The sequence below is a fragment of the Novosphingobium sp. 17-62-19 genome (assembly GCF_002256775.1).
Taxonomy (GTDB): Bacteria; Pseudomonadota; Alphaproteobacteria; order Sphingomonadales; family Sphingomonadaceae; genus Novosphingobium.
The window spans coordinates 1-23,689 of the sequence record NZ_NCII01000073.1; the positions used below are offsets into that span (position 1 = coordinate 1).

General features: G+C 61.2%; 27 protein-coding genes and 1 pseudogene. 15 read left to right on the forward strand and 13 right to left on the reverse strand.

Annotated elements, in window-relative coordinates:
* Both B7X90_RS13210 and B7X90_RS13215 read left to right on the forward strand, forming a co-directional pair.
* Nucleotides 1–241: hypothetical protein (locus tag B7X90_RS13210; RefSeq protein WP_292625164.1), on the forward strand; the 241-nt coding region annotated here is incomplete at its 5' end.
* A gap of 208 nt (nucleotides 242–449) precedes the next feature.
* Entirely contained in the window at nucleotides 450–992 is a 543-nt protein-coding gene (locus B7X90_RS13215; RefSeq protein WP_128082253.1) for a TetR/AcrR family transcriptional regulator, read from the forward strand.
* Between the two features lie 104 nt (nucleotides 993–1,096).
* On the opposite strand, the gene B7X90_RS13220 is transcribed toward B7X90_RS13215, so the two are convergent.
* From B7X90_RS13220 to B7X90_RS13245, 6 genes are all read right to left on the reverse strand, one after another.
* Nucleotides 1,097–2,155 (reverse strand): alpha/beta hydrolase, encoded by a 1,059-nt coding sequence (locus B7X90_RS13220; protein WP_082731227.1) that lies wholly within the window; start codon nucleotides 2,153–2,155, stop codon nucleotides 1,097–1,099.
* Nucleotides 2,152–2,790, reverse strand: a complete 639-nt coding sequence (locus B7X90_RS13225; RefSeq protein ID WP_082731228.1) for a sigma-70 family RNA polymerase sigma factor — start codon at nucleotides 2,788–2,790, stop codon at nucleotides 2,152–2,154. Before B7X90_RS13225 ends, B7X90_RS13220 begins: the two co-directional genes overlap by 4 nt.
* 136 nt (nucleotides 2,791–2,926) lie before the next feature.
* Nucleotides 2,927–3,097: a hypothetical protein gene (locus tag B7X90_RS13230; RefSeq protein ID WP_156442277.1), complete on the reverse strand. Its 171-nt coding sequence runs from the start codon at nucleotides 3,095–3,097 to the stop codon at nucleotides 2,927–2,929.
* 108 nt (nucleotides 3,098–3,205) lie between these two features.
* The gene (locus B7X90_RS13235) at nucleotides 3,206–4,186 is read right to left on the reverse strand and encodes an MlaD family protein (RefSeq protein ID WP_082731229.1); all 981 of its coding nucleotides are present in this window, start codon (nucleotides 4,184–4,186) and stop codon (nucleotides 3,206–3,208) included.
* A gap of 71 nt (nucleotides 4,187–4,257) precedes the next feature.
* Entirely contained in the window at nucleotides 4,258–5,871 is a 1,614-nt protein-coding gene (locus tag B7X90_RS13240) for an AarF/UbiB family protein (RefSeq protein WP_037533153.1), read from the reverse strand.
* Nucleotides 5,864–6,295 (reverse strand): MarR family transcriptional regulator, encoded by a 432-nt coding sequence (locus B7X90_RS13245; RefSeq protein WP_051519962.1) that lies wholly within the window; start codon nucleotides 6,293–6,295, stop codon nucleotides 5,864–5,866. Before B7X90_RS13245 ends, B7X90_RS13240 begins: the two co-directional genes overlap by 8 nt.
* A 143-nt stretch (nucleotides 6,296–6,438) precedes the next feature.
* On the opposite strand from B7X90_RS13245, the gene B7X90_RS13250 reads away from it, so the two are divergent.
* The 4 genes from B7X90_RS13250 to B7X90_RS13265 all read left to right on the forward strand — a co-directional run bounded on the left by B7X90_RS13250 (nucleotide 6,439) and on the right by B7X90_RS13265 (nucleotide 11,417).
* Nucleotides 6,439–7,584: an HlyD family secretion protein gene (locus tag B7X90_RS13250; RefSeq protein WP_292625172.1), complete on the forward strand. Its 1,146-nt coding sequence runs from the start codon at nucleotides 6,439–6,441 to the stop codon at nucleotides 7,582–7,584.
* Nucleotides 7,585–7,586: 2 nt separating this feature from the next.
* Nucleotides 7,587–9,143: an MDR family MFS transporter gene (locus tag B7X90_RS13255; protein ID WP_037529238.1), complete on the forward strand. Its 1,557-nt coding sequence runs from the start codon at nucleotides 7,587–7,589 to the stop codon at nucleotides 9,141–9,143.
* Between the two features lie 7 nt (nucleotides 9,144–9,150).
* Nucleotides 9,151–10,647, forward strand: coding sequence for an efflux transporter outer membrane subunit (locus B7X90_RS13260; protein ID WP_066485704.1), 1,497 nt, complete (start codon nucleotides 9,151–9,153; stop codon nucleotides 10,645–10,647).
* A gap of 479 nt (nucleotides 10,648–11,126) precedes the next feature.
* A complete protein-coding gene (locus B7X90_RS13265) occupies nucleotides 11,127–11,417 on the forward strand; it encodes an AlpA family phage regulatory protein (RefSeq protein ID WP_037529236.1) in 291 nt (96 codons plus the stop codon).
* Here the strand turns inward: B7X90_RS13265 and B7X90_RS13270 are convergent.
* Complete coding sequence (locus B7X90_RS13270) at nucleotides 11,389–12,645, reverse strand: tyrosine-type recombinase/integrase (protein ID WP_037529235.1); 1,257 nt, start codon at nucleotides 12,643–12,645, stop codon at nucleotides 11,389–11,391. The two genes, B7X90_RS13265 and B7X90_RS13270, sit on opposite strands and share 29 nt — an antisense overlap.
* Before the next feature lie 291 nt (nucleotides 12,646–12,936).
* Nucleotides 12,937–14,496 (reverse strand): glutamine-hydrolyzing GMP synthase, encoded by a 1,560-nt coding sequence (guaA, locus tag B7X90_RS13275; RefSeq protein WP_292625175.1) that lies wholly within the window; start codon nucleotides 14,494–14,496, stop codon nucleotides 12,937–12,939.
* A 597-nt stretch (nucleotides 14,497–15,093) separates the two neighbouring features.
* Between guaA and gluQRS the strand changes: the two genes are divergently transcribed.
* The 5 genes and pseudogenes from gluQRS to B7X90_RS13300 all read left to right on the forward strand — a co-directional run bounded on the left by gluQRS (nucleotide 15,094) and on the right by B7X90_RS13300 (nucleotide 18,018).
* A complete protein-coding gene (gene gluQRS, locus B7X90_RS13280; protein WP_292625177.1) occupies nucleotides 15,094–15,939 on the forward strand; it encodes a tRNA glutamyl-Q(34) synthetase GluQRS in 846 nt (281 codons plus the stop codon).
* The gene (locus B7X90_RS13285; RefSeq protein WP_292625179.1) at nucleotides 15,936–16,166 is read left to right on the forward strand and encodes an HIG1 domain-containing protein; all 231 of its coding nucleotides are present in this window, start codon (nucleotides 15,936–15,938) and stop codon (nucleotides 16,164–16,166) included. Before gluQRS ends, B7X90_RS13285 begins: the two co-directional genes overlap by 4 nt.
* Nucleotides 16,167–16,188: 22 nt before the next feature.
* Nucleotides 16,189–16,749: a cob(I)yrinic acid a,c-diamide adenosyltransferase gene (locus tag B7X90_RS13290; protein ID WP_292625181.1), complete on the forward strand. Its 561-nt coding sequence runs from the start codon at nucleotides 16,189–16,191 to the stop codon at nucleotides 16,747–16,749.
* An 85-nt stretch (nucleotides 16,750–16,834) separates the two neighbouring features.
* Nucleotides 16,835–17,645, forward strand: a pseudogene (locus B7X90_RS13295) (3-hydroxyacyl-CoA dehydrogenase NAD-binding domain-containing protein).
* Between the two features lie 58 nt (nucleotides 17,646–17,703).
* Nucleotides 17,704–18,018 (forward strand): hypothetical protein, encoded by a 315-nt coding sequence (locus tag B7X90_RS13300; RefSeq protein ID WP_292625183.1) that lies wholly within the window; start codon nucleotides 17,704–17,706, stop codon nucleotides 18,016–18,018.
* A 2-nt stretch (nucleotides 18,019–18,020) separates the two neighbouring features.
* Here B7X90_RS13300 and B7X90_RS13305 read toward each other — a convergent pair whose 3' ends face one another.
* Entirely contained in the window at nucleotides 18,021–18,260 is a 240-nt protein-coding gene (locus B7X90_RS13305) for a hypothetical protein (protein WP_292625184.1), read from the reverse strand.
* Nucleotides 18,261–18,385: 125 nt separating this feature from the next.
* Here B7X90_RS13305 and B7X90_RS13310 point away from each other — a divergent pair, with 125 nt between their 5' ends.
* Nucleotides 18,386–18,733, forward strand: a complete 348-nt coding sequence (locus B7X90_RS13310; protein ID WP_292625185.1) for a DMT family protein — start codon at nucleotides 18,386–18,388, stop codon at nucleotides 18,731–18,733.
* Nucleotides 18,734–18,738: 5 nt separating this feature from the next.
* Here B7X90_RS13310 and B7X90_RS13315 read toward each other — a convergent pair whose 3' ends face one another.
* Nucleotides 18,739–18,918, reverse strand: a complete 180-nt coding sequence (locus B7X90_RS13315; protein ID WP_292625186.1) for a hypothetical protein — start codon at nucleotides 18,916–18,918, stop codon at nucleotides 18,739–18,741.
* 106 nt (nucleotides 18,919–19,024) lie between these two features.
* On the opposite strand from B7X90_RS13315, the gene B7X90_RS13320 reads away from it, so the two are divergent.
* Nucleotides 19,025–19,462 carry a thermonuclease family protein gene (locus B7X90_RS13320; RefSeq protein ID WP_292625187.1) on the forward strand — a complete coding sequence of 146 codons (438 nt, stop codon included), beginning with the start codon at nucleotides 19,025–19,027 and terminating at the stop codon, nucleotides 19,460–19,462.
* Here the strand turns inward: B7X90_RS13320 and B7X90_RS13325 are convergent.
* Entirely contained in the window at nucleotides 19,459–20,094 is a 636-nt protein-coding gene (locus tag B7X90_RS13325) for a TetR family transcriptional regulator (RefSeq protein WP_292625189.1), read from the reverse strand. The genes B7X90_RS13320 and B7X90_RS13325 overlap by 4 nt on opposite strands.
* 169 nt (nucleotides 20,095–20,263) lie before the next feature.
* Between B7X90_RS13325 and B7X90_RS13330 the strand changes: the two genes are divergently transcribed.
* Nucleotides 20,264–22,003 carry a bifunctional metallophosphatase/5'-nucleotidase gene (locus B7X90_RS13330; protein WP_292625190.1) on the forward strand — a complete coding sequence of 580 codons (1,740 nt, stop codon included), beginning with the start codon at nucleotides 20,264–20,266 and terminating at the stop codon, nucleotides 22,001–22,003.
* Between the two features lie 132 nt (nucleotides 22,004–22,135).
* A complete protein-coding gene (locus B7X90_RS13335) occupies nucleotides 22,136–22,435 on the forward strand; it encodes a GIY-YIG nuclease family protein (protein WP_292625191.1) in 300 nt (99 codons plus the stop codon).
* Between the two features lie 85 nt (nucleotides 22,436–22,520).
* On the opposite strand, the gene B7X90_RS13340 is transcribed toward B7X90_RS13335, so the two are convergent.
* Both B7X90_RS13340 and B7X90_RS13345 read right to left on the reverse strand, forming a co-directional pair.
* The gene (locus tag B7X90_RS13340) at nucleotides 22,521–22,871 is read right to left on the reverse strand and encodes a hypothetical protein (RefSeq protein WP_292625192.1); all 351 of its coding nucleotides are present in this window, start codon (nucleotides 22,869–22,871) and stop codon (nucleotides 22,521–22,523) included.
* A 55-nt stretch (nucleotides 22,872–22,926) separates the two neighbouring features.
* The gene (locus B7X90_RS13345) at nucleotides 22,927–23,688 is read right to left on the reverse strand and encodes a DUF1295 domain-containing protein (RefSeq protein WP_292625193.1); all 762 of its coding nucleotides are present in this window, start codon (nucleotides 23,686–23,688) and stop codon (nucleotides 22,927–22,929) included.
* Nucleotide 23,689: the final 1 nt, after the last annotated feature.

Sequence of the window (23,689 nt, forward strand, 5' to 3'; positions counted from 1 at the left end):
CGCAACAGCAAATGGTAGCCAGAATTCACCAACCGGCGCGGCCACCTATCGGCCATCAAAATTGACGCCGACCGGACACCGTAATCGTCGCGCTACAGGTGAAGAACCGAGCGGTCGCAGCACGCTGACGGCGATGGCGCTCACCGTGCTGGAAAATGATTGGCGCAAAGCGCTCGTCGCTGAACCTTGCCATCAGATCAGCGCGGAAACTGGCCTGATGCAGCTCATCGTCCCGGAGTAGCGCGCGTGCTTCTGAAAAAGACTGGACTGGGCAACCGCGACCCATGGGCTGCGATGGAATGCTTTTTCGATCGTCACGGAGATCGTCGACCCCGCTGGACGGTTCGCGCGATAGCGTGGAATACGAACTCATCGCTTTGCTCCTTTACTCCAAGGTCCGCTATATATGATCTACTGTGGCTCATAAAAGGGGTAATAGCGAAAAGGGCGTGGACGCTCGTGTCACGCGAACCCGTTCGCTGCTGCGCGACGCGATGCTGGCGCTGTTGCAAGACGGCGACGCGCATTCGATCACTGCGCAACGTATCGTCGCCCAGGCCGGAGTCGGCTACGCGACCTTCTTTCGCCATTATCCCGGCGTCGACATGCTGTTGCTCGACGTGGCGGACGAGTTGATGGGACGGTTGGTTAAGCAGGTGGCCCCGGCTCTCGTACGTGGAGATGTGGGAAACGCCGTGCGATCGGTCGTGGAGTTCGTCGATCTCCATCGGCACGCGTCTGCAGCTCTGCTGGTTGGCGGTGGCGATGCAGTGCGACAGGAAGTGACGGCTCGCGCCATTCGATACGCAGAGGGGCTCGATCTTCCGTTTGATTCATCCGTGCCTCGCGGACTCGCTGTTCGGGTCGTAGTGGGCGGAATAATCACCATTTTAAGCTGGTGGTTGACGGAAGGACTCACCAGTTCAGCCGATGACGTGAGCAGCTTGATCGAACGGTTGACGATACGCGCCCTTGTGACGGCGCAGACGTAACACCGGAGTACAGGTCGGTGTGCTCCCTAGGTTGGTCGAATGCGGTGCTAAAAGCTTCCTAAAACCCTGCTCGGACGCGGCGGATAGCTTGGTATCAAACCGGTCTAATTGCGCTCGATGCTCCAGCCCGCCAGCAACGCGCGCAAGGCGGCGACGAACGCCAGCGGCTGATCCAGCATCAGATGGTGCCGAGCTTCGGGTACAGCGATGATCGGAATATCGATACCGCCGAGCTCGCGCACGTAATCACTGGAATCGTTTGTAAAAAGGAGGCTTTGCTCGCCGTGTACTATCGCCTTGCGGCCTGGTGCCTCGACCAGCGTTCTGCCCATTTCAAGCCATTCGCTGGGCACATTATCCCGCTTGAACACTGATGGCGAAAACTTCCAGGTCCACGCTTCGCCTTCGCGTCGAAGTGAGTGATAGGCCATGTAATCCATCAGGAACGCCTCACCAACGGGCTGTGGCGGAGATAGAACGTACCGCTCGCGCGCGCTGGCGTAATCGGGGTAGCGCTTATGCGGGCGATCGGGGTCGCCTGATCCCGGGCCGGTGCGGCCGCCGCCCCAAACGGCGTCAAAGCTGGACGGACGCAGCACCATCAGATCGCAAATCACCGTACCGGCAAAGGCATCCGGCGCCAGCGTGATCGCCTGGAGCGCGACTGCCGCGCCAAAGCTGTGTGCGACGATGATCGGCTTGTGCTCGTGGCCAAAAAGTCCAAGGGCCTCCGCGACCCCGATCATCTCCCGTCCTCGCGCGACCATGTCACAATTCTCGCGAACGTCGCTGTCGCCCATTCCTGAATGGTCGTAGGCGATCACATGGTAATTTTCAGCTAGGTAAGGCGCGACGAACGCCAGGCACCGTGCATGAGAGAGAAAGCCGTGGGTCATCAGTAAAGGAGGCGCGGAACGATCTCCCCAGCGGAAGTAATGCATTCTCACACCAGAGACCTCGACGAAGCCTTCCTCCCGCGGCACGGATAGCGCGTCGACAAACCAATCGGGCAGGTATGCAGGGTCTGGCGCCCACGTCTGTACGATATCGGACGGGATTTCACGCATGGTGTTCCAGTGCCTTTCTTTGACTGAATCAATTATGTGGCCTTGATCCGGCGTGACGCGATTGAAACCGAACTGTCCAGGCTGCGGCGTATTCATCCTATTGTTCTCGAACCGGATCTTTTCCAGTTTCGGTATATTTTCGCATCGCTTGTTTCAGGAGCTTCGCACGCGGGCGCGGGGAGCATTGGTAGCTGGACCGGGAGAGGCGGATCGGTTTCAAAGCCGTCAACGAGCACCCGACGGGCTCGCGATACGCGACTTTTAACGGTGCCAAGCGGTACGCCGAGACGATCCGCGGCTTCCTCGAATGTCAGCCCGTCTCGTGTCACCAGCTCGAAGGCTACGCGTTGTCCATCAGAAAGCGACGACACGGCTTGGTTGAGTTCACTGGAGAAAATCCCTTCGTCCTGCGTGGCAGGGGCAATTAAAAGACGTTCTGCGATTGCCGGATCCCACGATACCGAGCGCCGATCCTTTCGCTTCCCAGACAGGAAGCTGTTCCGTGCGATCCGCATAAGCCAAGCCTTAAGGTTCGTCCCGATCTCGAAACGCTCTCGCGCGGCCCAGGCGCGCACCAATGTATCCTGAACGAGGTCATCGGTATCTGCCTCGTTACGCGTCAGTCGACGCGCATAAATCCGCAGGTTTGGCATCACCCTGCGCACAGCATGGCTAAAACCGCGCTGGCTTATAAACGGATCAGTCTGCTCAATGGCGGCGGGAAGTGTCATCCTCGTCACCTTTGCAGAATATGCAAATTGGATGAGAAGACCGCTCCAACCACGAAAGCCGACGCGATCCCATTATTCTGTGGCCTTTTAGAGGAGGTCGGACTGGGCAAACGCATCGACGCGGGATGCCGTCGAGTCAGCCTTTGGTCGATATTTGAGCCACGCCGCCAATCCCACTCAACGCTGTGATCGCAGCGTCGAATTGTATCGCCGGTAGCGTGAATCCGAACGCATCGGCTTCCGCAAGGAGGACGAGCAGCGCAGCGATGAGTGTCGCCGCTTTGTCTTTTGGGTCGGTATTCGGCATCGATCACTCCGATGGTTGCTGCCGTTGTTCGGGAATAGCACCTTCTCGCATCGATCCCGGGTCGAACCACTCGCCAGCAAAACCGTGCCGGGGATCGGCACACGCTGTTCATGGCTTCGATCCATTTTTCGCCGCAGGAGTCTCGATCTCGCTTGGTTGACCAGCAGGCGAGGGTTTGAAATCAGGCAATTTGGTCGATCCCAAGCCCCCCTGTTCGATTCTCTTGGCGACATCGCCGGCACGACCGACTGGTCCCCGGAGCGATCGAACGGTCTCAGTGACCTGGCGGGCATCCGCTTCCAACTGCCTCATCCGAGGTCGTGCGCGCGAAACCGACTGCCCAAAAGACACGGCTGATTTGTCAGCCGAGTCCAGCGACCTAGAAATACGCTCACGAAATCCTCCTCGTGACGCTTCAATGCGTCGGCGAAGTCTCGTTGCACCATCCCCTGTATTGGCGATCTGCTTTGCAAAAGCATCGAGCCTGTCCGTCTGTGGCAACCGTCCCGCCACTTGACCGACTTTGCCAGTCCAGCTCTGCGAGTTGCGCGCGAGTTCGTCGAGACGCTTCTCTATCGAACGCAAACCAACGGGATCGAGCTTTTTAGACACACTTTCAGCGTTCGACGAAACCTTCGCAATGAGGTCTGCTGGACCACCGCCGCCCAAGAGTCCTCCGCCCTTTGCTGGTACGATCGGGAACTGCTGCCCCTCTCGGGCCGCGAGCACCGGGTTGCGATTGTTGTCGCCGCTCAGGCTCAGTTTTGCCGATCCATCAAATAACGACCGTTCGATCGATGCTGTCACACCTCGATGAAGAATCGTGTCACTGGTCAGCACGAACCGCACGGTCACGAAATCTGGATTTTTGGGCTGAACCTTGATCTCAGTTATGCGACCGATGGCAACGCCGAGAAGGTTCACGGCCGACCCCGGTTGCAGGCCATCGACGGATTGTTCAAATCGTATCTCGTACGTCGGCCCCTTGGCATCGCTCGCCTGGAGAAGCCACAAAGCGAATCCGATCGCAGTGACCATGAGCAGGCCCACGATCAGGCTCACCTTCAACCAGTTTGAATGCGTTTCCATCGGGAGCTAGGAATCCCGAGACCTGTCGCGCCAGGCGCGATGCTTTGCGGTCAGCTCTGCGTGCGCCGCGCTCATCGCCGCCTCACACCTTCCAAAACGGCCAGTGCAACAGCGCCGAAAGCCAACAGTCCCGCCAGGAGAGGCTGCGAGGAAAACACTATCGCGGCGCAGATCGCGAGGGTGGCAGGATAGAGCTGCGGAGTACCCCTGCCGGCACGCTCTCTTCCGCGTAGACGCTCAAGGTCCTTGGGCGCGATACTGACGGTGATCGAGCCGGTTCGCGCAACCTTCTCGATCTGTCCGACGAGGTTCGGCGTTGACAGAACCGCTCGTCCGAGCGCTGCGAGCAGCTTGCCCGCCTCGCCGCGCAGCCGGGCAGGGCTCGCCCGCTCCCGCATCATTTCCTTTGCTATGGGAGCAAGCTCGCGAGCAATGTCGAATGCCGGATCGATGCGCCGGACGAACCCCTCGGCGGTCAGCAAGGTCCGGAGCACCAAAGCGAGGTCAGGCGGAAGCGCGAGATGAAAGTCGCGCAGAATCGCGAATACCATCTGAAAAATGTCGGCGAGGTCAATCTGATCGAGCAGGACGTTGCTGAAGCGGTCGATCAGCTCTGCCATTGCCTCTTCGAGCCGGACCCGGTCCACGTCCGGATCACCAGCCCAGAGCATAAGGATATCGACGACACCGCCGGTGTCTTCCGAAGCGATCGCGAGGCCAAGCCGAACAAGTTCCTCCCGGCGTCTCGGCAGGAGGGTGCCCACGGCCCCGAAATCGATCAGGCCAAGCGTCCCGTCTTCAAGAAAGAAGACGTTGCCGGGATGCGGATCGGCGTGGAAGTGACCGTTGATGATGATCATGCGCAGGATCGCCTGCGCATAGGTGCTGGCGAGCGCAGCCAGATCGAGATCGCTTCGGCGTGCCGCCTCCAGATCGCTTGCGGGAAATCCGCGGAGCCGCTCCTGGATGTTCACTCGCCTGCCCGAAAGCTCCCAATCGAAGCGTGCCGTCCGAACCCCGAAGTCCTTGAGGTATTCACCAATCGCGTCGCTGGCGCGCGCTTCTGCGCTGAGGTCCATCTCCCGGGCGAGGCTCTCGGCGAAATGGCGCAGCAGTTCGTCCGGCTTCAGTCTCGCAATCTCGGGGATACGGCGCTCCGCGACCCGGGCCAGTCTTCGCAGTAGCCGGAGATCGGCATCGACGATCCGCTCGATGCCTGGGCGGCGAATCTTAACGATAACGTCCCGCCCGTCGAGCAGCGTCGCCGCATGCGCCTGAGCGATCGAGCCTGCCGCAAGCGCTTCGGTGTCAAAGTGGCTGAAACTTGTTTCGATTGGGCCGCCGATCGCTTCCTCGATCAGCGGTTGCACGGCCGCGAATGGAAGCGGAGGAACGCGGTCCTGCAGTTTTGAAAGTGCATCGACCCATGCCGGCTCCAGAAGGTCGCTTCGCATCGCAAGGATCTGTCCGAATTTGACCGCGACAGGACCGATATCCCGCAAAAGCGCGACAATCGCTTCCGGCCGGGTATCTTCAAGCGGCTCGTCCCCCCCCACCCCCAGACCCAGCCGAGCGGCCAGCCCCTTGAGACCGTGCCGCCCGAACAGGACGAGAATCTGTGCGAACCGCTCCCTTTCTTTTAGAGCAGTCGTATCGGCTTCATCAGTAGGAGTTCGATCAATCATGCGCCCGGCTTTTCGGGGCGGGAACTTGGGTCTCGGGAACGCTGGCCTTCGTCTCCAGATGGTCGACGAGCCGGTTCAAATGCTTGATCGCCGCGTCGAGGCCCTCGAGTTCATCCGCTGTCAGGCTTCCGAAGGTCTGCCCCACGATGTCGTCGTAGAGCGGCATGGCCAGTCCCAACGTGGCCCGGCCGGCGTCTGTGATCTGCACCAGTTTGGACCGGCGATCGTCCGGAGCAGGCGATCGTGACACGAGACCATTTTGTTCGAGCGCGTCGATCGCCTGGGTGACAGTGCGGGGCGCCTGATCGAAAAAGCTCGCAATGTCGGTGGAGCGGCGCGGTTGTTCCGCGAGATACGCGAGCAGTTTTAGTTGGGCCATCGATGCACCCTGACAGGCAAGATAGGCGTCGATCAGTCGCCGCATCCTGTACCAGGTCCAGCCGAAGGTGGTTGCGATCCCACGTATACCCGATTGGTGAGGTTCCATATAATGTGGTATTGCCGAAGCTCGGCCGCCGTGGCAAGTCCCCCGGCTCTTTGAATCGATAGTTGATCGGGAATAGAATGGTGGAAGATCCCCCAGTCGGTTCAGGCGACCATGACGATGTCGGTGAGCGGCCCGCCGGTCCGCTCAAGTCGGTACGGGTTCGGTTGGCGCTATTGATTGTCGCGATCGCGATCGTGGGAGCGGGGTTGGTATGGTATTTTGACCATCAGAACCGCGGCAAGTTCATGCAGAAAACCGACAACGCTTATGTGGCGGCGGACTCTGTCGTGGTGGCCCCGAAAGTTGCCGGATATGTCGAGCGCGTGTTTGTCAGCGCGAACCAAGCGGTCCGCAAAGGGCAGCAGTTGGCAGAACTGGACCCTCGCGAATATCGAGCCCAAAGCGAGCAGATCACCAGCCAGATCGACACAGCGAAAGCTGCGGTCGAGACGAGCCGTTCGCAGATCGCTGAACAGCAGGCGACAATCGTCCAGGCGCGTGCTCAGGCGGCCTCGGCGCGCGCCGAGGCCGCCTTCGCGCGGCAGCAGGTTGCGCGCTATCAGCCGCTGGCGGCGTCTGGCGCAGAGCCAGGCGAGCGATTTGCTCAGCTTCAGACGCAGGCACGACAGGCAGATGAGCGCGCCAATGCTGCTCAGGCCGGCCTTACCGCAGCAGAAAGGCGCGTTGGCACGCTTGGTGCGCAGGTACGACAGGCGCAATCGCAAGCCGAAGCCGCTCGCGCTCAGCTCTCCGCCGCGCGTGTGAACACCGAATCGACGTTGCTCAAGGCAGCGATCGATGGTCGCGTCGGCGATCTCGCTGTCCGGGTAGGGCAGTTCGTACAGCCCGGAACGCGCCTGATGACGCTGGTGCCGGTGGAGCGCCTCTTCATCGAGGCCAATTTTAAAGAGACGCAGCTAGGTCTCATGCGAGTCGGCCAGCCCGTCAGCATCGACGTCGACGCGCTCCCCGGGGTCGAGCTGAAAGGGCGGGTTGCCAGCTTCGCACCGGGCACAGGTGCCCAGTTCTCCGTGCTCCCGCCGCAAAACGCGACCGGCAACTTCACGAAGATCGTTCAGCGCGTGCCCGTCCGTATCGCGATCGATGCGCCGCCCGAAGTCAGGCCCCTTCTGGTTCCCGGAATGTCGGTCGGCATTACTGTCGATACCCGTTCGGCCAAAGGCGACCTGGAGAGAATCCGGCAGGCCGTAAGTCGGAAGCGCTGAGCGTGGCGACGGTTGCTGCATCTCCGGGGACGTTACGCGCCGAGCGAGCCGACTCGACGGCCTGGATCGCGGTCGCGGCCGGCGCGCTGGGCGCGCTGCTCGCGACACTCGACATCTCGATCGTCAACTCGGCGCTGCCGACTATCCAAGGGGAGATCGGAGCGACCGGCACGGAAGGAACGTGGATCGCCACGGCTTTTCTCGTTGCCGAGATCATCATCATACCGCTGAGCGCGTGGCTGGAACGGCTTTTGGGGTTGAGGACACTTCTCCTCATCTCTGTGACCTCTTTTACAGGATTCTCGGTCCTGTGCGGCACCGCTACGGATCTGATGACAATGATCGTCGGAAGGGCGGGTCAGGGGTTCACGGGCGGCGTGCTCATCCCGACAGCGATGACGATCGTCGCAAAGCGCCTCCCGCCATCGCAACAGCCAATCGGCATGGCCCTTTTTGGAATGACCGTCATCCTGGGTCCGGTTCTTGGCCCCCTGCTCGGAGGCTGGCTCACGGAAAATCTGAGCTGGCATTATGCCTTCTTCGTCAACGTGCCGGTCTGCGGTCTGCTCTTGCTGCTGCTGCTTCTCGGCCTGCCGCACGAGAAAACGAACTGGGTCTATTTCCGCGAGGCGGACTGGTTCGGGATCGTCGGCATGATCCTCGGCCTGGGAGGACTGACGGTCGTGCTTGAGGAAGGGCACCGTGAAGAATGGTTTGAATCGACGTACATCGTCCGGCTGACGATCATGACCCTGATTGGTTTTGTCATGCTGGGTATCGGACAATTCAGGGCCGCCAAGCCTGTGCTTAAGCTGCGGATCGTGATGAATCGACAATTCGGCAGCGTCGTCGTCATGGCGCTGGCGCTGGGCATGGTGATGTACGGCTCGACCTTCGTCATCCCGCAATTCCTCGCGCTGATCGCTAACTATAACGCCCTTGAGACGGGTCAGGTGATTTTCCTCATGGGTGTGCCTGCCTTCCTGCTGATGCCCGTCATCCCGCTGCTTATCCGCGTCGTCGATATCAGGATCGCCGTTGGCACAGGCCTTGCGCTCATGGCCGCCAGCTGCCTCGTCAACACCAGCCTCACCGCGGAATCTGCCGGAGAAGCCTTTACCGCCGGACAGTTACTGCGTGGTGTCGGCATGATCCTCACCATGCTGTTCCTGAACCAGGCCACTATCGCTTCGGTCAGCAAGGAGGATGCCGGTGATGCATCAGGCATCTTCAATGCCGCACGAAATCTCGGCGGGTCGTTCGCTTTGGCCGCCCTGGCCTCCTTTCAGGACCAGCGAATGTCGCTCCATAGCCGACGGATGGAAGAGACCCTTTGGGCAAACGACCCAAGGTTGCAGGATTATCTCGCCGGCATGACCAGGACGTTCGGCCAGATGGACGCCGCCCTTCAGTCGCTTGCCGGGACCATTCAGCAGCAGGCCTTCATCATGACGTACAATGACATTTTCCTGGCGATGGCGCTTGCGACACTAGCCACGCTTCCACTCGTTTTGTTCCTGCGCCCGCTGCCTAAAGGGCAGTCCATGGCGATGCATTGAGGCTGCGATGATAAACTTCAGAGGTCTCGTTCTCGCCCCCTTGCTGCTCGGCGGATGTGTCGTTGGCCCGGACTACGCCGGACCGCCGGGGTTGGATCGCGCCGCCCCCCAATCCAAGTTCGTGCGCCAGACCGCGAGTACGAGCACCAATGACCCCGCAGTTGCTGAGTGGTGGACGGCCCTTCAAGATCCGGTCCTGAACGAGCTTGAGCAACGCGCACTTGCAGCGAATCCGTCGATCGATGTCGCCCAGGCGCGACTCCGTCAGGCGCGTGCATCCGTGCGCCAGGAGCGCGCTAACCGCTTTCCGAAAGCTGGGGCACAAGCGACCGGAATCTTCGCCGACCTTCCCGGGATCGATCTGCAGTCAGCTCAGGGGAACGGCGCAACGCCCCCTTCCCAGGACGCGGATTCCTCTCTCCAGTTTTTCAATCTCGGCCTGAACGCAAATTGGGAAATCGATTTTGCGGGAGGCCAGATCCGAAAAATAGAATCCGCTAACGCACTAGCCGCAGCGGCGTCCTACAACGCGGCAGATGCACACGTTCAACTCGCAGCCGACGTTGCGCAAAGTTATACGAATCTGCGGGACCGGCAGCAGCGCGCCGCTGCACTTCGTGGGGGGCTGGACCTGCAGAAGCAGCAGCTAGGCCTCGCTCGGCAACGCTTTCAGCAGGGCACGGTGCCGGCCTTTGCCATTGGTCAGGCGAACCGCGCCATTCAGGCTACCAACGGCGATCTCGCTACGGCTGAGGCGGAGATCGGAATTTATCTCAATGCGCTCGCCGTGCTTGCAGGGGAGGCGCCAGGGAGGCTCGATTCCTTGCTGGCTATCCCGCGTGACGTCCCCTTGCCACCACAGGTCGTCGCCATCGGCGATCCCGCCTCTCTACTTCGCCGTCGACCCGACATACGCGCCGCCGAGCGCAATCTGGCGGCCACGACCGCCCGGATTGGCGTCGCTGAAGCAGCGCGTTTTCCCAAGATCAGCTTTATGGGGATCCTAGGCATCGGCGGAACGTCTGTCGGAGACCTGGTCGATCTGGGAAATATCTCCAACATTGCCGTGCCCCAGCTACAATGGGGGTTGCTCGATTTTGGACGAACTTCGGCCCAGATAACGCAAGCGCGCGCTGGACGAGACGAAGCTGAGGCACAGTATCGACAGGTCGTTCTAGGTGCGTTCCAGGACGCCGAGAATTCGCTCGCGCGCTTTGCACAGCAACGTCGCAATGTGGCAGCGCTCGCCGAGATCAAGCGATCGGCTGACGAGTCAGACATTTTGACACAACAACGCTTCCAGCGACAGGTGATTTCCCGCAGTGACGCACTCGAGTCCGGTCGTCAGAAAGTGCTTGCTGCATCAAACCTTCAAAGTGCGGTTGCGGCTCTTACGGCAAGTTATATCGCCATCCAAAAATCACTCGGACTCGGGTGGCAGGAATCGACCTATCAAGGATTGGCAACGGATTCCTCGACCACGTCTATCGGAACAAATCAGTGATCCCTCCGCCTGTCATGCCCTGGTGTCGCCTTTGGGGTAGTTACCGAATTACCATAACGGCGCCTTGACTGAGGAGACGCTGCTGTGGTCGACACCGAAATACGGTCTGTATGGAACGGGAGGTGACGATGCAACTTCGGTCGGGAGTTCAAGATTGAGCAGTTAAGCTGGCGCAGGATTAAGGGCGACTGCTTCTTCACTTCAATTTATTGATCTACGCACGATACGCGGCCTTTCGGATTGGCAAGACCTGGCTCTGGCAATCGGACTGGCAAGCCTGCGCCGGCAGTTTGTTGACGTCGTCGCTCCGCTCGACGGACTGCGTCCTGCGCATGACTAGGGCCAAGGGACAACCAGAACGAGCCCGCCGATTTGTACGCCATTGCCGCCGCGGGCCCTACGCCGGTGTGTTCGCTCTTTTCATGTCGGGTCTATCGGCTCCAATCGGCATCAGACGCCAATCCCGTTGGAGTAGAGTTATGTCGACGAAACCTGAGGCCCTCAAAAAGCGGATGATCCGCCGCCATGAGCTTCGGCAGATCATACCGCTGGCCGACACCACCATCTACGAGATGGAACTGCGCGGCGAATTCCCTCGTCGCTTTGCGCTCACCCCGCGCTGTGTGGTGTGGGATCTGGCCGAGGTCGAAGCGTGGCTGACCGAGCGCCTGGCGACAGCTCGGCGATCGCCCATCGACCGCGCGCCGCATCCTGATGTACGCAAGCGCAAGGCGCGCCCCGTCAAAGCGCCGGATCAGGCACGAGCATAGGCATCGAGGGCGGAATCAGGACCGGCACGCGCTTCTGCCCCGCCACCCAAGCATCGATGATATCAGACCACTCCTGCATCATATGCCGCCGCTGATGCTCGTACTCCGCCTTGTTGTAGACGCCGCGCGAGGATCGCCCATCTTCATGGGCCAGGCACTTTTCGATCCAGTCACTGTTGAACCCCAGTTCGTTGAGCAGGGTCGATCCGGTGCGGCGCAAGTCATGTACCGTGAACGGCTCCAGCGGTAAGCCTTCCTTCTGCGCACGCTCCACGACGGCATAGGTGACGCGATTAAAGGTCGCCCGGGACATCGGCGCATCCGCATCATACCGAGACGGCAGAAGGTAGCGCGAGTTACCCGCGCAGGTCTTCAACGCGATCATGATGTCGAGGCATTGCTGCGAGAGATAGACGTTATGCGCCTTGGATCGCTTCATGCGTTCCTTGGGGATCGTCCACACGGCGTTCTCGAAGTCCACCTCGTCCCAGACCGCATCCTGCAGCTCGCTCTTGCGCACCATTGTCAGCAGAAAGAGGCGCATCCCGAGTCGGATCGTTGGCAGCGTCGCCACATGGTCGAGCTGCTTGAGCATCACGCGAATTTCCGTCGGCGACAGCGACCGGTCCTTTGGAACGAACTTCGCGATCGAGGCGGGGCCGACATCGTCGGCCGGATTGGCGACCTTCTCGCCGTGCAAGATCGCAAATCCGTAGATCTGCTTCAGGATGTCGCGGACATGGATCGCAGTCGCCGGAGCGCCGCGATCGACGATCTTGCCGCAGTGGGCGCGCAGGTCATCCGGCGTGATTTCTGTCAGCAGCCGATTCTTCCAGACTGGCAGAAGCTCTCGTTCGAAGATCGAACGCCGCATTGCGCGGGTGCTGTCCGCCATCGGCGCCTTCACCAACCAGCGCTCACCAAACTCACCGAAGCTCTTGGCCTCTTTGATCCGGCGTTTGTCGCGCTGCTTTTCCTGGGCAGGGGACCTGCCTTCGAAGACTGCACGTTTAGCGTCGATCGTCGCTTCACGGGCTCGAGCAAGGGACAAACCGGAGGGACCGTACTTCCCGAGCGTCAGCGTCTCGCGTCGCCCATGCAGCCGGTAGTCCAGCCGAAACGTCAGCGTCCCGGAGGTTGAGACCTGAACATAAAGGCCGTCACGGTCCGTGACCTTGTATGCTTTTTCGCGTGGTTTCAGGTTCTTAAGGGCAACATCGGTGAGCATACCGACCTCCTCTACGCAAAATACCGTCAGGCGATTTTCGGCAATTCTGCCGAAATTGTCGCATGATTTACAATGGCTTAGTGCGGAAAGAATACCGTCACTGGCTTCAATACCTCTGACGGTATCGCTGGATTGGGCCAAGTGCAAGTTTGCCGGATACCGTCACGCAGGACGCCAGGGCCAACCGCTGCTCCGCGATTGACCTCGATAGATAGCGTGAGATAGTCTTTTTATTTCAATGCTTTGACCGAGCTTTGCCGATTGATCGCGATAGCCAAAAATGGCCCCGAATCATTCCCACTCGATCGTGCCCGGTGGCTTTGACGTATAGTCATAGACCACGCGGTTGATGCCCTTCACTTCGTTGACGATGCGGGTGGCCACGCGGCTGAGGAAGGCGGCGTCGAAGGGGTAGATGTCGGCGGTCATGCCGTCGGTGCTGGTGACGGCGCGCAGGGCGCAGACGTTGTCGTACGTGCGGAAATCGCCCATCACGCCAACGGTCTTGACCGGTAGCAGCACGGCGAAGGCCTGCCAGATCGCGTCGTAGAGCCCTGCGTTGCGGATTTCTTCGAGGTAGATCGCGTCGGCCTTGCGCAGCACGTCGCAGCGCTCGCGCGTGACTTCGCCGGGGATGCGGATGGCAAGGCCGGGGCCGGGGAAGGGGTGGCGACCGACGAAAATGTCGGGCAGGCCCAGTTCACGGCCTAGCGCACGCACTTCGTCCTTGAACAGTTCGCGCAGCGGTTCGACCAGCTTCATGTTCATGCGTTCGGGCAAGCCGCCGACATTGTGGTGGCTCTTGATCGTGACCGATGGGCCGCCGGTGAAGCTGACCGATTCGATCACATCCGGGTAGAGCGTGCCTTGTGCGAGGAAATCAGCACCGCCCACCTGCTTTGCCTCAGCCTCGAACACGTCGATGAAGGTCTTGCCGATGAACTTGCGCTTGGCTTCGGGGTCGGTCACCCCGGCAAGGCCGCCGAGGAACAGGGCCGAGACGTCCTTGTGGACCAGCGGAATATTGTAGTGATTGCGGAACAGGCTGACGACCTGCTCAGCCTCACCCATGCGCATCAGCCCGTGATCGACGAAGACGCACGTGAGCTGTTCGCCGATGGCTTCGTGGATCAGCACGGCGGCCACTGCCGAATCGACGCCGCCCGAAAGCCCGCAGATCACGCGGCTGGAGCCGACCTGTTCGCGGATTTCGGCGATCTTGGTCTTGCGGAATTCCGCCATCGTCCAGTCACCGGTGCAGCCGCAGACGTGGCGCACGAAGTTGGCGATCAGCTTTCCGCCATCGGGGGTATGGACGACTTCGGGGTGGAACTGGGTGCCGTAATACTTCTTTTCATCGTTCGCGATGACGGCAAACGGCGCGCCATCAGACACGGCAACGATGCGGAAGCCGGGCGCGAACTGGGTGACCTTGTCGCCGTGGCTCATCCACACCTGATGGCGTTCACCGACCGACCACAGACCATCGAACAGCACGCAAGGTTCGGTGACGGTCAGGAAAGCGCGACCGAATTCGCCCGCATCGCCGGGTTCCACCTTGCCGCCGAGCTGTTCGCTCATCACCTGTTGGCCGTAGCAGATGCCGAGGATTGGCAGGCCGCTATCGAACAGCACTTGCGGGGCGCGGGGGGAGCCATCGGCGGGCACGCTGGCGGGCGATCCTGACAGGATGATGCCGGTAGGCTTCATCCGGTGGAACGCGGCTTCGGCCTGCGTGTAGGGGGCGATTTCGGAATAGACTCCGGCTTCGCGCACGCGGCGGGCGATTAGCTGCGTTACCTGACTGCCGAAGTCGACGATCAGGATCGATTCTGAAGGCTGGATGCTCATGCGTGGCCGATAGTGGCATGGGCCTTTTCTGTCCAGATGGTGCCCGAAATGTGACAGTTGCGTTACATGCAACTGTAGTTGCCGCGTTCGCACTTGCAGCATACGTCATTCGGCGTATTTGGGCGGCAGTTCCGATGCTTCCAGCCCACCCTGCCGGATGAACACGAACTGGGAGGATGTTCTGCAAAGGTGAACCACAACAGGAGGTACACCATGCGTAGCTTTACCGCGATCGCGCTTCCGATCATTTTTGCTGCTGGTCTCAGCGGCATGATGTTCACCGCCACGCTCGTCTGAGCAGCGGTTCGGCCCGAGGGCCAAGGAACGCCAAGCAAGACACAAAAACGGCTGCCCCAGTGGGGCAGCCGTTTTGTTTATGTAGCGCACGCGTGTTTGCGCCTTCCATCGCCATTGCGAGCGCAGCGGCGTCTGAAATTGATGTCCGATTTATCTTGATCGTCATGCTGAACTTGTTTCAGCATCCATCTTGCGATCGGAGCCGCAGTTTGCGGACGAGCAATGGACCCTGAAACAAGTTCAGGGTGACGGATAAAGAATGGTACTCGCTTCGATTTCAACCTTGCAGGCTTGGCCGCGATGACCGTCACCCGCTTTGCCCCCAGCCCCAATGGCCCGCTTCATCTGGGACATGCGTATTCCGCAATCGTCGCCCATGATCGGGCCAAGCACGATGGCGGGGAATTTCTGCTGCGAATCGAGGATATCGACGGTGCGCGGTCGCGGTCTGAACTACGCCAAGAGTTTCGGGAGGATCTGGACTGGTTGCAGCTTCAGTACCGCGAAGTTGCGCCGCAATCCGCACGCATTGCCAGCTATCGCACGGCTGCCGATGAATTGCGCGCGATGGGCATCCTTTATCCCTGCACCTGCACCCGTGCCGAAGTGGCGGCGGCGGCGGTGGCGCATGGGCCGGACGGGCCGCTTTATCCCGGCACATGCTTGCGCCGCGGGCCAGTGCCGGGGCCAGACGTAGCCTGGCGGCTGGATATGGAGCAGGCCACCTTGCTGGCCGGGCCGCTGGAATGGACCGACGAGCGCCACGGCGTGCAACTGGCGCGGCCCGAACTGTTCGGCGATGTGGTGCTGTGGCGCAAGGATGCACCAGCCAGCTATCACCTTGCCGCCACGCTGGACGATGCCGCCGATGGCGTGACGCATGTGACGCGCGGGGTGGACCTGTTTCAGGCGACGCACATTCACCGTCTGATCCAGCACCTGCTGGGCCTGCCGGTGCCGGTGTGGCACCATCATCCCGTGCTGCTGGAAGCCGACGGGCGCAAGCTGGCCAAGCGCCGCGATGCCCCGGCGCTGGCTGACCGGCGGCGTGCGGGTGAGGATGGGCGGGCTGTCGCTGCCGAAGTCCGGGCTACCCTATTTGACACTGGTATTTCACTGTCCGACGCCATAGATCAGAGCGCATGAACTACTTCCTGATCCCGCTCATCCTCATCTTCGTCGCGCTTACCGTAGTGTCGCTGGGGCGCGGGATCGTGGCGTTTCTGAACAGCACGAAGGATGATCTCAACCGTGATCCTTCGGAAGGGGCATCGCCCAACCAGTTGTTGCAGAACAAGATGATGTTCAACCGCATCAAGTATCAGGGGCTGGCTGTGGTCACGGTCGCAATCCTGCTGGCGTTTTCGCGCTGAGGCGCGCGGGTCTGCACCGGTCATGGTAAAGCTGAACAAGATCTACACCCGCACCGGGGATGATGGCACCACAGGCCTTGTCGACGGATCACGCCGCGCCAAGCATGACGCGCGGATGCAGGCGATCGGCGATGTGGACGAGGTGAACAGCCTGATCGGGCTGGCGGCTCTGGCCTGTGCTGAGGACACCGCGCGCGATTTGCAGCGGATTCAGAACGATCTGTTCGATCTGGGCGCGGACCTTGCAACGCCGGGTGATGACTTTGCCCCATCGGAAATGGTGCTGCGGGTGGTGGCATCGCAGGTGGATTGGCTGGAAAAGGCCATTGATGCTTTGAATGAAAGCCTTCCACCGCTGCGCAGCTTCATTCTGCCGGGCGGGTCTGAAGCAGCCGCGCGTGTGCATGTGACCCGTGCCACTGCACGCCGGGCCGAACGCAGTGCGGTGGCGCTTGCGTCGGCAGAGCCAGTCAATCCGCAAGCGCTGGCCTATCTGAACCGGCTGTCGGACTATCTGTTCGTGCTGGCCCGGGCGACCAATGCGGGCAACGATCCGCTTTGGGTACCCGGCGCCTCGCGATAACGCATCTGCGGCAATGCGCAGGTGGACTTGGGCCAGCCTGCCGGTTAGGCACCCCGCCATACAGTCCAATCGGCGAGGGATTCACATGATCAAGACAGTGGCGGTCATCGGTGCAGGCCAGATGGGTGCGGGCATCGCGCAGGTTTCGGCGCAGGCAGGCATGAAAGTGCTGCTGGGCGATGTGTCGATGGAATTGGCAGAAAAGGCCAAGGACAAGATCGCCAAGGGCCTGTCCAAGCTGGTCGAGAAGGGCAAGGTCGAAGCCGCACTCGCTGCGTCCACCGTGGCCAACCTTCACGCCTTTTCCGATCACGCGGCGCTGGCCGAGGCCGATCTGGTGATCGAAGCGGCGACCGAGCGCGAGGACATCAAGGTCTTCGATCCCGATCACGCGCATGGCCGTATCCTCGCCCGATCCACAGCGTTTCATCGGCATTCACTTCTTCAATCCGGTGCCGCTGATGAAGCTGGTGGAGGTCATCCCCGGCCTTGCCACGTCGATCTCCACGATTGAATCGGTGCGCGATTATGTGGCCGCTATCGGCAAGGAAATCGTGCTTTCGCAGGATGAGCCGGGCTTCATCGTCAACCGCATTTTCGTGCCGTTCATCAACGAGGCAGCGTTTGTGCTGGGCAGTGGGACGGGCTCCATCGTCGATATCGACAAGGGCGTGAAGCTGGGCCTGAACCACCCGATGGGGCCACTGGAACTGGCGGATTTCATCGGGCTGGATACCTTGCTGGAAATCATGAAGATCTACCTCGCATCCACCGGTGACCCGAAGTACCGCCCCGCGCCGTTGCTGCAGAAGTATGTTGAAGCAGGCTGGCTGGGCCGCAAATCGGGCCGGGGCTTCTATGACTATTCGGGTGATGTACCTGTCCCCACGCGGTAATACGGAACAGGTGCACGGTCAGGGCGTAGTCTCCCCATAGAATAGAGGAGATACGCCCATGACTGATCCTGAAGATACGGCACCCGAAACGGTCAACAACGAACAGGAAGACGGCGAGGCGCAAGCGCAGAGCGTGGCCGAGGAAGCTTTGGCCCGCGCCACCAGTGTGCTGGGCGAACAGGATTTGGGTGAGCGTGTGCCGGGGCAGGGTGATGAGCCGGGCAGCACACCCGACGTGGTCGATCACATGAAGCAGATGGTTTCGAGCGGAATCATCGACATGGGCGCTTTCCGCGGTGAGCGCAGCGATGATGACGAGGAAGGTATGCTTGGCGAGGCTGGGGTTGATGACGACACGCCGCGCCCGCGCTGAGTTTATTCCGAAGGCGCAGAATCGTCCGGGGCGGACTGCAGTTCTGCCGGTCTGTCGATTGGCACGCTCTGCGCGTTCGGATCTTCGATGGGCAGGCTGTCAGACGACACGATGACGCTGTCAGCCGAAGTTGTGGGCGGGTTCTTGCGCGCCTCGCTCACACCGTTGAAAACAAGCACGGCAAAACCGACGAGGCTGATTACCAGAACCCAGGCCGCAGTGGTGTGACGTTGTGAACTCATGAAGATTTCCCCCGAATCGGACATAGAGTTGCCTGTCAGAGGTTAACTTTCGCCCAAAATCCTGCCTTATGACCCGCAGTTTCCGACGATTTGGCTGTCGAAACTTGCGAAAGGCCGAACCCCGCATGGCAACCGTCATCCTGCTTGTGCTGTCCAACCTGTTCATGACCACCGCGTGGTATTGGCACATCCGGGGCGGTACTGCCGAGGTTGAGGCGCGGCCGCTGGTGTGGGTGATCGCGATCAGCTGGGGCATCGCGCTGTTCGAATATTGCCTGGCCGTGCCAGCAAACCGCATCGGCACGGTGAACGGGTGGAGCGCGGGTCAGCTCAAGATCGCCCAGGAAGCCATCGCGCTGGTGGTGTTCGGGGTGTTCATGGTGGTGGTGTTGAAAGAGCCGATACACTGGCGTCATTTCGCCGCGTTTGGTTGCATCATGGCGGCGGTGGGCTTCCTGTTTACAGGGAAGTAGGCGCTCTATTTCGTCGGTGGGTCTTTTGCCCACGGATCGGCAGGGACTGCTTTGTGCTGGTGAGAGGCATCGCCACTTTCGTCGGCGGCGGGGACCACCGACCACGCAAACAGCAACATCGATGCAGACCACCACAGCGCTTTCCAGCGGCTGGTGAAAACAGTGGTGATGCGCGGTCCGAACATGGGCGAAGAATGCCACGGCGCGGTTATCAAGTGGTTACGCTGAGCGCAGCTACTTAGGGCCGATACGAAGGCGCGTTCTCCTTTCGTTTCATGCAGATTCGGGCGCATGAAGCCTTGGATAGCCTTTGCCGCTGCGGTCTTTGCCACGATCCCTCACGGTGCTTTTGGCGCCCCGACTCCCGATGTCGAGCAAGCGCGCTTTGACTTGTGCAGGCCGGGGCCGCGCGTGACCTGCGTGGTCGATGGTGACACCTTCTGGTACGCGGGCACCAAGTTCCGCATTGCCGACATCAACACGCCTGAAACTTCGCAGCCCGGCTGCGCGGCGGAAGCTGAACTTGGCGCGCGGGCCACGCGGCGGCTGGTGCAACTGCTGAATGCCGGGCCGTTCACGCTGGAAGTGCAGGGCCGCCCGACCGACCGCTATGGCCGCGCTTTGCGCGTCGTGACACGCCGGGGGAGCAGCCTTGGCGAGCCGCTGGTGGCGGAAGGTCTGGCCGAGCGGTGGACCGGGCGGCGCGGAGACTGGTGCGGGCGCTCCTAGGCTGCGCGAAGTCCGGTGAGCGCCCTAGCCCCGCGATCCGTGGCGGAAAGACCATCGAACACCGCGTCGATGATGCGGGCGAGCTTGTTTTCGTTCAGCCGCTCCATGAACATCGTCATGGTGTTGAGCGCGCAGTAGGGGGCGCACATCTGGTTGATGAGGCTGATGGTTTCGTCAATATCCAGCCCTTCGAACGCGCCGTCGCTCATGCCTTCGCCGATGATTTCGCCCAGATAGTGGTCGGCCAGATCGATATAGCTGCGGATCTGTTCGAAGTGTTCGTTGCCCACTTCGATATAGGTCTGCAGCTTGACCGGATCGTCCTCCCACTTCTTGCGCATCACCACAAAGCGTCGGGCGAAGAATTCATACAGCTTGCGGCGCGGGGGCAGGTCGCTGGCCAGCACGTCTTCCATGATTTCGACCATCGGCTGGAACCAGTGGTCGGCGAGCGCCTCCATCAAGGCTTCGCGCGATTCAAAGTGGCGCGAAAGGTGGCCTTGCGAAATTCCCGCGCGCGCCGCCAGTTCCGACATGCTGAGGCCCGATCCGCCGCGCTCTTCGACGATGGCCTGCGCCAGATCGACAAGCCGCGCCCGCGTGGCGTCTCTTTCGGTGCCGGTAGGTGCCATGGCGTGCGTTGCGTCCTGCGTCTGGGGTCTTTGCCCATTGTAGTGATGGCAGTGGCCCGAAACAATGACCGCAGATGCGAAGAAAGCGCGGCAAGATGCCTTCAAACCTCCATGGCAATCGGCTAGGCGGGGGCAACCGGTTGCACCCGATACAAAGGTCGTTCCCCCGATGCCCAAACCGCTGCGTTCCACACTTGCCCTTTTGCTGCCCGGACTGCTGGCTGCCTGCGCCGCGCCAATGGCCAGCAACGCGCCTGCCGGGCCTGTGGAAGTGGGCATCATCGGCCTGAACGATTTCCACGGCAGCCTTGAACCGCCGCGCCAGTCGGTCAACGTGGCCGATGGCAAGGGCGGGTTGATCGCGGTGCCAGCAGGCGGCGCGGCGTGGCTGGCATCGGCCATCGATTCGGTGCGGGCCAGGCATCCGCGCTCGATGACCGTTTCGGCCGGAGACATGATCTCCGCCTCGCAACTCGCGTCCTCGCTCTATCTCGATGAACCGGCCATCGGCGTGATGAACCGCATCGGCGTGGACTTCAACGCGGTGGGCAACCACGAATTCGACAATGGCCAGCAGGAATTGCTGCGCAAGCAGACCGGCGGGTGCGAAAAGTTCACGGCCAAGGAACCCTGCGCGCTGGAGCAGTTCACCGGCGCGACGTTCAAATACCTCGCCGCCAGTACGAAGCGTGCCGATGGATCGACGCTGTTTCCGGCGACCGGCCTCAAGACCTTCGGCTCTGGCCGCAGTGCGGTGACCGTGGGCGTGATCGGTCTGACGCTGAAAGGGACGCCCAATCTGGTCAACCCCACCGGCATTCAGGGCCTGACTTTCGCGGACGAGGCCGACACGATCAACGCCGCCGTGCCCTTGCTGAAAGAGCAGGGCGCAGACGCCATCGTCGTGCTGATCCACGAAGGCGGGCGCACCAAGGGCGAACCCAATCCGCAAGGGTGCGAGAACTTTGCCGGAGACATCCGCCCTATCCTGGATCGGCTGGACAACCGTGTGGACGTGGTCGTTTCGGGGCACACGCACTGGTCCTATGTCTGCGATTATGCCGCGCTCAACCCGGCCAAGCCCTTCCTGCTGACCAGCGCGGGCGTGTACGGCTCACTGGTCACCGACATCACGCTGCAGATCGATCCGGTGGCCGGGCGCGTGGTTTCTAAAAAGGCCGAGAACGTGATCGTGCAGTCGGCGCCCTACACCGCATCGCGCGGGCCGCTGGCCAATACGCCGCTGTTCCCGCAGTTCAGCCCACGCGCCGATGTGGCCGAATATGTGGCCAAATATGTCGAGGCATCGAAGGCCTATACCCAGCGCCCCATCGGCAAGTTGGACCGCGCAGCACCCAAGACCGATAGCCCTGAAGGCGATGGCCTGCGCAACCTGATTGCCGACGCGCAACTGGGCGCCACGCGCGACAAGGGCGCGCAGATCGCCTTCATGAACCCCTTCGGCATCCGCGCCCCGCTGGTCCCCACAGCCGACGGCACGCTGACCTTCGGCGACATCTATCTGTGCCAGCCCTTCGGCAACAACGTGGTCACCGAGAGCATGACGGGCGCTGAGATCAAGGCCGTGCTGGAAGAAGGGCTGGACGACACCGGCCCCAAACAGGCGCTGGCCCCCTCCACCGGCTTCGCCTTCACTTATGACCCGGCGCGACCATCGGGCGACCGCATCGTTTCGATCACGCTGGACGGCAAGCCGCTGGACAGCGCCGCGACCTATCGCGTGACGGTGAACGGGTTTCTGGGGCTGGGCGGCGATGGGTTCTCGGGCTTCGTGGGCAAGCCCGATACGGTGACCGGGCCGACTGACATCGACGCGCTGGAGGGCTGGATCAGGGCGGTGCCGGTGCGGGGTGTGCCGCAGGAGGCGCGGGTGGTGGTGAAGGGGTGAGCGAAGAAAAGCGGGACCCCGGGTCAAGCCCGGGGTGACGATAGATTTGCGTTATGTATCTTTTTTACGATCCCATCCCATTCCCGTCACCCCGGGCTTGACCCGGGGGCCCGCTTCCTTTTTCCTCCCACCATGGACAGGGAAAGAACCGGCGGCTGGGTCTACATCATGGCCGACCGCTATCGCGGCACAATGTACGTCGGCGTCACATCCCATCTGCCCGCGCGCATCCACCAGCACCGCGAAGGCACCGGTTCAGACTTCTGCGCCCGATACGGCCTGAAGCTGCTCGTCTGGGCAGATCGCGGCGACCGCATCGAGGACTGCATCGCGCACGAAAAGCGCCTCAAACGCTGGCGCCGTGAGTTCAAGTTCGACCTGATCGAACGCGGCAACCCGGACTGGCTGGACCTTTACGACGTGCTGGTTTGACTGGGTGCGCGAAGAAAAGCGGGACCCCGGGTCAAGCCCGGGGTGACGAGAAGAGGTAAGGATGATTCCGGGTAGCATGGTGACGTTACCGTCTTGAACGAAATAGTCGGCGCTGCGCTTCGTTGATCGAGCTTTCGTCCCAATCGATCTCTCGCCGAGAAGGCGGCAGGTAATCACGCCGCGAAGGATCATCGTAAATCAGGGTAGCGTGAATGCCTTGTGCCTCACTTTTCAAAACAGGACGTTCCCAAACGCGGGCGAAGATAGTTTCAGCGACTGCTTGTCCCGTTCGCTCGATGACATCCTCAACTAAGTCAATCTCTTCGCCGTTTGGAAACAACGTTGCAAACTCTTCGTCCGTAGCTTGAAAGACGCTAAAAGTGGCGTTCATCGCTCCATCGACGATCAGGATGTTTTTCATGAGGTTGAAATGCATAGACAGAAACATTTCTGCAATCGCGTAGTGTCCAGAACGGCAGCATTTTCCAACACTACCCCCGCTTTGGCCACCAAGGCACAAACCCCGAAGTCCGCTCCACGTATGCCTTATACCCCGGCCGCCGCTCTTCCATGCCCTTTTCCAGCAGCGGCTTGCCCGACCATTTGGTCAGCGTGAAAGTCAGGAACACCGGGCCGATAACGCTGGCCAGCGCGACCCACAGGCCGGCGTCGGCGGCGGCGAGCCAGATGCCCCACCAGACGCAGGCGTCGCCGAAGTAGTTGGGGTGGCGGGTGTAGCGCCACAGGCCGGTTTGCAGGACTTTGCCCTTGTTGGCGGGGTCGGCGCGGAAGGCGTTCAGTTGGGCATCGCCCACCGCTTCGAACACGATGCCGACCAGCCACAGCGCGGCTCCGGCCAGTGCCAGAGGCCCAAGCGGTGCAGGGGCAGGGCTGGCCAGCACGCCCAGTTGCGCGGGCAGGCAGGTGATGAACAGCAGCACAGCTTGCGGGGCGAACACGAATTTCAGCGCGGCAGAGCCGAACTCGCCCTTCGACTTGACCTTGCCCAGCATCTTGGCATAGCGCGGGTCTTCGCCGTGCCCACGCCAGCGGGTGTAGAGGTGCCACGCCAATCTTGCGGCCCAGATTGCGGCCATCGCCGCGATCAGGCTGGCCCTCGCGCCGGGGCCGCCCGGAACGTGCAGCCAAGAGATAAGCGCCAGCACACCCATGCCGCCGCCCCACACCGCATCGATGAAGCTGACATCGCCGATCTTCACCGCCACGCGCCACAGCACCAGCATTCCCAGCACC